Raw genomic sequence first — 6581 nt, forward strand, 5'->3', positions numbered from 1 at the left:
AAGATATATTGTTCTAATATTTTATCAAATAATTCTATTCTTAAATCCACAAGTTGCACCTGCTTTTAAGGAAGAAAAGTTCCGTATTTCTCATGGACAAAGATATTTTCTAATTGGTCACTAGTCATATTTTCGACATGTTTTACAAACTTTTCTGCATTGGTCCATATCTCATTAAATAGTTGATTCCAATCTTTTTTGGATTTTATTTCCGGAAGGTCAAAACTATGTTTATCTCGAATTTCAAGAGCTCCTGCTTCGAAAACATTCAGCATTCCGGATATGTAATAATTAATTTGATAGGCCAGAGCCGCAATAGTGTTTAACGATCTAATTTGTTTTGTCGTTTGTTTCCAGGTAATTATTGAGAATTTATCCTTGTAATTCGTATTTGCAATCTATTTTCCTTTTAATAAGACTTCTTTGAAACGACTTGCAATTTGGGTTGGATTTTTCATCTCTTTTGAAATTAGTGCACTTAGGCTATGATTTTGTTCCCAGTTCTCGGAATAAATTATCGTTCTTGTTGGTCACAGTTTTTATTCCGCTTTTAAATAGGCTTCTTTCAGCCATTCTTTTAGCTCATTATCAATTTGAGACACTTGCAATAATTTCACGCGATGTGTGCACATTGTTCCAAATGGACCGGAATTTTCCAGTCGGTCTGTTGTTGGCTTGTCTTTTATTTTTAGTCCCAAATCAATTCTCGTTTTGGTTGAAGGCTGTATTAGTGCGAATTGTTTTTTTCTAATAACGCTTACGCTTGCTTTTTTCGGGCTTATAGTAACATCTTCTCCAAAGCCTTTAACAACGGATAAGAGTTTTTCATAAATGGGGATTAAATCTTCTTTCCCTTGATATTGATTTTTTACCAGATCAACAGCTGTAATGTCTTCTTCTTTCGAGAGTGTCACAATTGTATTGGCAAAACCGTGAGTTACATTGTATTCTTCTTTTAGAAATTTAACAGCTTCAGAGTGTTTAGAAAACGACTTTCCCTTTAAAAGAGATTTCCATTCATTTAATGATTTTCCCGTTTTTTCAGGCATGTTGTCAATCATTGTTCGAAGTGCTTTGTCCATAATATTCGTATTTTATTTATTCTGCTACAATGTTACCTCAAATAGCTAACAACATCGGAACTACAGGGAGTATTTGGGCTGCTTGTGCTATTGTCAGACATTTTAATTCTCTATGACCTTTCTGCTAATTTAAATCCGAGCCAGGCCATTGGAATATATGCTCCTACAAGATCTAGAATTGTAAACCAGGTAGGTGATGGAAGCATAACAATATTGGTAATACCACCAATTAAGAAGAATATTCCAATTAATAAAGCAATTTTCATTTTGTGATTTGATGAAATCAGTGTCGCCAGAAAAGCACCTGCTAAAGTTCCCAAAGCATGCGCCAGAAAAGGAAAAATAAAATGTTTAGGTTCAAATAAATGAATAGATTCTTTTAATCCTTCCATTGTGGTGACATCGGCTCCACTGGGAGGTTGAATAATTGAGCCACTAATCATGATTATTCCCATATTTACAAAACTTCCTATTATTAACCCGGCAAGAACAGCTAAAATATTTTTGATTAGAGGATTCATTATTTAATTGTGTTTAAAGGTTTGTATTAAGTATGGTTTAGTACAGTTTATGTATTGTTATTGTTGTAATTCATTAATTTTCTTAATTACTCTTTTAACTTAAATATAGGATTATAAATCAATCCTATTATATTTCCCCATGGATCTTTAACTGTTGCAATCATAAGAGGTCCGCCAACACTGTGCGGTTTTTCATATTCAATAGCACCAGACTCAAGAAAGTGATTGTAAACTTTTTCTATGTCGTTAACTCCCCAATAGGTAAGGACGCTTTCAGGTTTTTCGTTAGGCTGATTCTCCTCAGGAAGAAGGCCAAGTTCATAACCGCCAATATTAAACCCGACATAAAAAGGTTCAACAAAGTATGGTTCAGTCTCAAATGCTTTTGTATACCATTTTTTGGCTTTATCAATGGCACCAACCTTATAAGCAGTTGTTCTTAATCCGAGAATATTTTGTTTTTCCATACTATTAATACTATCATTTTGTTCATTATTCTATTGTAAAAATGCGAGTGAAGTGCTTACTATAAGAATTCTAATAAATTTACGTTTTATCCTTTACTTTTTCGAGGTATGTAAATATTTTCTTGAATTTTTTCCGTTTCCGGTAGAGCAAACTACAACTATATTTGAAGAGGACTTAAAAGGGCATTAAAAGATATCTGCAGATGAGTTCTTTAATTTGGAATTTGGTCCCGATAGCTTCTCCTTCGTAATACTATGGAGAAGGAGCTATCGGGATGGAATTTTGTACAGGGACTGGTTCATTTCGTTGCTTTGCATGAAATGGCCCTTGGGGGTAGCTTTACAATGAAAGCCATAATTACTGCGCAATGTCTCGTCTTTTTACTCATCCAGGTTGGGATAGGTTCCAACTGATCCAATAATAATAGGGGTAGAAATTAAGCTTAACCATTAATATTTGAGCTTTAGGATTTCAAAAAAGGACTGGATTCATTTCGTTGCGAGCAACGAAATGGGCCTTGGGGGGCTTTACAAAGAAAGCCATCAATCTCGCTAAACCGAGGTTGTTACTTTTCCTTCGTTCAAAAGCTCAAGTAAACTTGGCTTTTTCGCAAAGAAAGCGTTAGATATTCAGCACAACTATTGAAATTTGGAATTTGGTCCCGATAGCTTCTCCTTCGTAATACTATGGAGAAGGAGCTATCGGGATGGAATTTTAAACAGGAACTGGATTCATTTCGTTGCTCTGCAACGAAATGGGCCTTGGGGGTAGCTTTACAAAGAAAGCCATCAACCTCGCTAAACCGAGGTTGTTACTTTTCCTTCGTTCAAAAGCTCAAGTAAACTTGGCTTTTTCGCAAAGAAAAAGCCACCAACTTTCGTTGATGGCTTTCTTTGTAGCGGGGACTGGACTCGAACCAGCGACCTTCGGGTTATGAGCCCGACGAGCTACCTACTGCTCTACCCCGCGATGTGAACTTTCAATATTTTTACTGGCAGTATTTTTTATTCTTTTCCTAAGGTCGAGTAGGTACCCGGTCCTGAGGAATCTAAGGATACTGCTCTACCCCGCGATGTGAATTTTCAATATTTTTAATTGCAGTCTTTTTTGTTCTTTTCCCTAGGATGAGTAGGTACCCTGTCCTGAGGAATCGAAGGATACTGCTCTACCCCGCGATGTGGACGGCAAATATACGATGCTTTTTTAGTTAAATCAAAACATAGTGCTGTAATTATTTATCCCAACCACAGCCCATAAAAGCTTAAATTCCATAACTTCGGGGCTTTAGTTTGTCTATGGAGATATTTAATGACTTTCTCGCAGCCGTACTTCCTTATACGGAATGGGTAATGCTTTTTTTAATAGTTGGAGGAGGCCTTTATCTGGTTGCTTACTCCAAATTACTTCCTTATCGTTATTTTAAACATGCTATTTTAATAACTTCCGGAAAATATGATAATCCCGATGATCCTGGCGAAGTTAGTCATCTCCAGGCCTTGTCTTCAGCTGTTGCAGCTACGGTGGGATTGGGAAATATTTCTGGTGTGGCCATTGCCATTTACCTTGGCGGGCCCGGGGTTGTTTTTTGGATTTGGATGACTGCCCTGGTAGGAATTTGTATAAAGTTTTATTCCTGCAGTCTTGCCATTATGTTCCGTGATAAAGATAGTGAGGGAAACTTACAAGGGGGTCCTATGTACTACATTACCATGGGAATGGGAAAAAAGGCCAGACCATTAGCTGTTTTCTTTTGTATTGCGGGTCTTTTTGGAGTGCTTCCGGCCTTTACTACAAACCAGTTTACCCAAACATTAATGGGTGTGATTAACCCTAACGAAACCATAGCCGTATTTGGCGATTTCAACTGGAAATTGGGGATCGGTGTGGTGTTGAGCATTATTACGTCGTTTGTTATTTTCGGAGGCCTTAAAAAAATAGCAAAAGTGGCCACAGCAATTGTTCCCTTTATGGTCCTTTTATATTTGCTTGCTGTTATTGTTATCATGGTTATGAATGCCGGGCAGATTTGGCCATCATTAGAATTGATTTTTGTTGAAGCATTTAATTTTAAAACTGCGGTGCAGGGAGGTTTATGGGGTCTTATTATTATCGGTATAAGAAGAGCCGTTTTTTCTAACGAATCTGGTGTTGGTAATGCCCCTATGTACCATGGACAGTCCAAAACAAAAGAACCGATACAGGAAGGTTTGGTTGCCATGTTGGGTCCGTTTATAGATACGATTGTAGTATGTACCCTAACCGCAGTGGTTATAATTTTGAGTGGGGCCTATTTAGATGCAGAAAGTAATGGAATTGTAATGACCTTAATCGCGTTTAAGAAATCGCTCTTTGGTTATGGCGATGTGCTTTTAATGATCATAGTCTCTGCGTTTGCACTTTCAACCCTGTTTACCTATTCTTACTACGGTACCAAATGCCTTTCATTTTTAACAAATGTTAAAATAGGAAAGCTCTATAATTATATTTATGTGGGGAGTATTACTTTTGCGGCGGTAGCTTCTGTAGATTTGGTGGTAAATTTAATTGACCTTTCTTTTGCACTTATGGTAATCCCCAATATGATTGCCGTCCTATATTTGTCGCCAAGAGTTAATATTGCCATGAAAACCTATTTTTCAAAAATCAAAGTATAATGGCTCACAAAGCAGGTTATGTGAATATCATTGGAAATCCCAATGTGGGAAAATCAACCCTTATGAATGCATTTGTAGGGGAGAAGCTTTCAATAATTACCGCAAAGGCGCAGACCACAAGACACCGGATCCTGGGTATTGTAAACGGTGAGGATTTCCAATTAATACTTTCAGATACACCTGGGATTATTAAACCTGCCTACGAGTTGCAGGATTCTATGATGAAATTTGTAAAATCTGCCTTTGAAGATGCGGATATCCTGATTTACATGGTAGAGATTGGTGAAAAAGAATTGAAGGACACTTCTTTTCTTGAAAGACTTAAAAAAAGCAAGATTCCTGTTTTGCTATTACTCAATAAAATTGATGCTTCAGATCAACAAACACTGGAAGAACAAACACAATATTGGCAGAAGCAACTCCCTTCTGCTGAGATTCATCCTATTTCTGCACTGAGAAATTTCAATGTTAAGGAAGTTTTTGAACGTATTTTGGAATTATTGCCGGAAGCACCTCCATATTTTCCAAAGGACCAGCTAACAGATAAACCAGAGCGTTTTTTTGTTAACGAAATTATTCGTGAAAAGATTCTTGAACATTATAAAAAGGAGATTCCATATTCCGTTGAAATTGAAACGGAAGAATTTTTGGAGGATGAAAAGATAATCCGCATAAGATCGATTATTATGGTAGAGCGAGAGTCCCAAAAGGGGATAATTATTGGTCACAAGGGTGCTGCTTTGAAAAGGGTAGGCGTAGCTGCCAGAAAAGACCTGGAAAAATTCTTTGACAAGCAGGTGTATATTGAACTCTATGTAAAAGTCAACAAAAACTGGCGTAGCAACCCTAATCAGCTTCGCAGGTTTGGGTATGATCAGAAGTAAATCAGCTTAAGTCTAAAACCTCTCTCATAAAATGGAACAATTGATTCATTTGTGGTTTCCCTTTTCTTCTACCCGCTCTTCCAAAAGCATATAAAACAAACCATATTAGGACCATAAAAATCATCGCCCCAAGTTGCAGACCGTATGATTTACCTAATGAAGCACTGGAATAGGCCCAAATTCCGAAGATTATAAAAAATGTTCCCACCCCGAAATGTAAAAACATAAAAAATGTCCAAAGAGTAGGGTTGGGGCCGAACAGGCCATATACCTTAGAATTTTCTGTGTCTGTTTCGTTAATTTCCAAATGCAGTTGGGGAGACCAAAAGTGAACATCTTTTTTTTGGAATTTTATAAAGACATGATCATCTATTCGATTTATCAGGAAAGGTTCCTTCTTTTTATTTTCAAAAGACTGCAGCACACTTTCCTTTGGCTGTGTAAGCTCCAGCTGGAACCTTGGCCTTAGAACAATGTCATTGGGTAATGCTTTCATGCCTGGTTTTGTTTGCTCATAAAAGATACCTATTTCTTTTGAAACATCCTTCTAAGAGTTATCTAAATATAACAGATCATGGTCCTATGCCCTATCTTTTATTTTTTATCTAGTCTCTTTAACACTAACTTTGCGGCCTAATTAGCAAGTATGGGCGCTATTGTAGCCATTGTAGGGAGACCGAATGTTGGAAAATCTACATTCTTTAATCGTTTAATTCAAAGACGTGAAGCCATTGTAGATGCTATAAGCGGGGTAACTCGCGACAGGCATTATGGTAAGAGTGACTGGAATGGCAAGGAATTTTCTTTAATAGATACCGGAGGCTATGTCCTGGGCAGTGATGATGTCTTTGAAAAGGAAATAGATAAACAGGTAGAATTAGCCATTGATGAAGCAGATGCTATAATATTTATGGTAGATGTAGAAACCGGTATTACCGGAATGGATGAGGATGTAGCCAATTTATTGCGCCG

Annotated in this window: 9 protein-coding genes and 1 tRNA gene; 4 read left to right on the forward strand and 6 right to left on the reverse strand. The window is 37.1% G+C overall.

Going from position 1 to position 6581, the window contains the following annotated elements; all coding sequences use genetic code 11:
- Window positions 1-65: 65 nt before the first annotated feature.
- From WBN20_RS12860 to WBN20_RS12875, 4 genes are all read right to left on the reverse strand, one after another.
- Window positions 66-275, reverse strand: a complete 210-nt coding sequence (locus WBN20_RS12860; RefSeq protein WP_424281981.1) for a hypothetical protein — start codon at window positions 273-275, stop codon at window positions 66-68.
- Window positions 276-539: 264 nt separating this feature from the next.
- Window positions 540-1082, reverse strand: a complete 543-nt coding sequence (locus WBN20_RS12865; protein ID WP_424281982.1) for a DUF4287 domain-containing protein — start codon at window positions 1080-1082, stop codon at window positions 540-542.
- 110 nt (window positions 1083-1192) lie between these two features.
- Window positions 1193-1603 (reverse strand): hypothetical protein, encoded by a 411-nt coding sequence (locus tag WBN20_RS12870; RefSeq protein ID WP_424275728.1) that lies wholly within the window; start codon window positions 1601-1603, stop codon window positions 1193-1195.
- Window positions 1604-1689: 86 nt separating this feature from the next.
- The gene (locus WBN20_RS12875; RefSeq protein WP_424275727.1) at window positions 1690-2070 is read right to left on the reverse strand and encodes a VOC family protein; all 381 of its coding nucleotides are present in this window, start codon (window positions 2068-2070) and stop codon (window positions 1690-1692) included.
- 255 nt (window positions 2071-2325) lie between these two features.
- On the opposite strand from WBN20_RS12875, the gene WBN20_RS12880 reads away from it, so the two are divergent.
- Window positions 2326-2484 carry a hypothetical protein gene (locus WBN20_RS12880; protein WP_424281983.1) on the forward strand — a complete coding sequence of 53 codons (159 nt, stop codon included), beginning with the start codon at window positions 2326-2328 and terminating at the stop codon, window positions 2482-2484.
- Window positions 2485-2967: 483 nt separating this feature from the next.
- On the opposite strand, the gene WBN20_RS12885 is transcribed toward WBN20_RS12880, so the two are convergent.
- Window positions 2968-3040, reverse strand: a tRNA-Met gene (locus tag WBN20_RS12885).
- Between the two features lie 326 nt (window positions 3041-3366).
- Here WBN20_RS12885 and WBN20_RS12890 point away from each other — a divergent pair.
- Complete coding sequence (locus tag WBN20_RS12890; protein WP_424281984.1) at window positions 3367-4725, forward strand: alanine/glycine:cation symporter family protein; 1359 nt, start codon at window positions 3367-3369, stop codon at window positions 4723-4725.
- Window positions 4725-5609, forward strand: a complete 885-nt coding sequence (gene era, locus WBN20_RS12895) for a GTPase Era (protein ID WP_424281985.1) — start codon at window positions 4725-4727, stop codon at window positions 5607-5609. The genes WBN20_RS12890 and era overlap by 1 nt, the downstream gene beginning before the upstream one ends.
- Before the next feature lies 1 nt (window position 5610).
- On the opposite strand, the gene WBN20_RS12900 is transcribed toward era, so the two are convergent.
- Window positions 5611-6105, reverse strand: a complete 495-nt coding sequence (locus WBN20_RS12900) for a GTP-binding protein (protein ID WP_424281986.1) — start codon at window positions 6103-6105, stop codon at window positions 5611-5613.
- 150 nt (window positions 6106-6255) lie between these two features.
- Here WBN20_RS12900 and WBN20_RS12905 point away from each other — a divergent pair.
- The coding region (locus WBN20_RS12905; protein ID WP_424281987.1) for a GTPase at window positions 6256-6581 on the forward strand (326 nt) is incomplete at its 3' end.

Origin of the sequence: Eudoraea sp. (assembly GCF_049665975.1) — a bacterium.
GTDB lineage: Bacteria > Bacteroidota > Bacteroidia > Flavobacteriales > Flavobacteriaceae > Eudoraea.